The sequence below is a fragment of the Novosphingobium sp. fls2-241-R2A-195 genome, from assembly GCF_030209485.1.
Lineage (GTDB): Bacteria > Pseudomonadota > Alphaproteobacteria > Sphingomonadales > Sphingomonadaceae > Novosphingobium > Novosphingobium resinovorum.
Genome location: NZ_JARVRY010000057.1, coordinates 1 through 1,453 on the forward strand (window position 1 = coordinate 1; position 1,453 = coordinate 1,453).

Here is a 1,453-nt window from a genome sequence, read left to right on the forward strand (position 1 = left end):
AAAGTCCCTGTTTCCGGACGTTTGAAGAGGAGGTGCATAATGAACCAGTCGTTGCAAAAACCCTGATGTCGCGTTCGAGAAGGTTGTTGTCGATCGGCATCCTGCCGTCTTCGACGTAGCGCGTCAGGTATTCCCACTGGTTGAGGGTGTAGGAGACCGCATCGCCAAGCTTGGTGTCGGGCACAACCTTGGGCGCGATGGCATCGAGCCATGCCTTGAGGGCATCCAGGACCGGGACGCTATGTTTCTGGCGGAAGCGGCGCATGTAGCTGGCCTGCGTTTCCCCCTCATCGGGTATTTCGTCCCGCGCCTGCCTTTCGATCCGGTAGAGCTGGTCGAAGAACTTGAGCGCCTGTGCGGGCGGCCCGCCTTGTTTCTTCCTCGCCTTGAGGGCGTCGGCAAAGCGCCGTCTGGCGTGGGCCATGCAGCCCAGATGCGTGGCGCCTTTCAATGTGCGCCAGGCCGTATAGCCGTCACTCATCAGGATGCCGCGATAGTCGCCGAGGAAGGCCTGCGGATGTTCCTGCCCGCGACCGGGTTGATAGTCGAACAGCACGATCGGCTGTTCGCTGTCCTCGCTGCTGCGGTAGGCCCACATATACGAGGTGCTGGTAGGAGCCTTGCCCTCTTCCTTCAGCACCTGAACCGTAGTCTCGTCGCCATGAATGACCTCCTGGGACCGGAGCCGCAGCTTCAGGGCGTCAAAGATGCGATGCAAGTGCCTCTCGCTCGAAGCGATCACCCAACGGCCCAGAGCACCACGGCTGACAGGTACCCCTGCGCGCTCGAAGGTTTGCGCCAAACGATACAGCGGTGTGCCATCGACGTATTTATGAACAAGGGCAAAGGCCAGCGTCGAGGCCGTGGCAATGCTGCCCGGCAACGGCTGTGCGGGCATCGGCGCAATGACGATCGGCGTGGCGATCCCGGTGCGGTCGCAATTGCGGCATGCATATTTGGCGCGGGCATTCTGAAGGACCGTGGCCTTCACCTCGATGTGAAGCTGCTCGGTTACCACTTCCCCCATGCAATGCATCCGTTCGCTGCAGCACGGGCAGACCTTCTGGTCGTCGACGAGGTCATATTCGACCCGCTGGCGCGGCAGGTCGGCAGGAAGTGCCTTGCGCCCGCGCTTCTTTCCTTCCGGTCTTTTCGCCTCCGGCAATCCCGTGTCGGGAAGACCGGCGGCGGCCGGCTCATCGACGTCGTCGTGTCCATTGTCGGTATCGTCCTCAAGGGAGGCCTGCTCGGCTTCATTGAAGACACGATCCAGGTGCTTTTCGCTGCGCGGCGCAAAGCGGTGCAACCGCGCCAGCGCCAGTTCCTCCTCAAGCTTCAAGATGCGCCGGGCAAGGGCGTCTCTCTCGGCCGCCAATGCCTCGACTTCAGCGGCTTTCGTCGGTCGTGTCCCGCGGGGTGGTGTAGGAACCGTCGATCTACGGCAGGATCAGGT

1 protein-coding gene is annotated in these 1,453 nt (G+C 61.9%); it reads right to left on the minus strand.

Annotated elements, in window-relative coordinates; all coding sequences use genetic code 11:
• Positions 1 to 1,375 (minus strand): IS66 family transposase (gene tnpC, locus QRN25_RS26195; RefSeq protein WP_502910504.1); only part of this gene is annotated, 1,375 nt, incomplete at its 3' end.
• Positions 1,376 to 1,453: the final 78 nt, after the last annotated feature.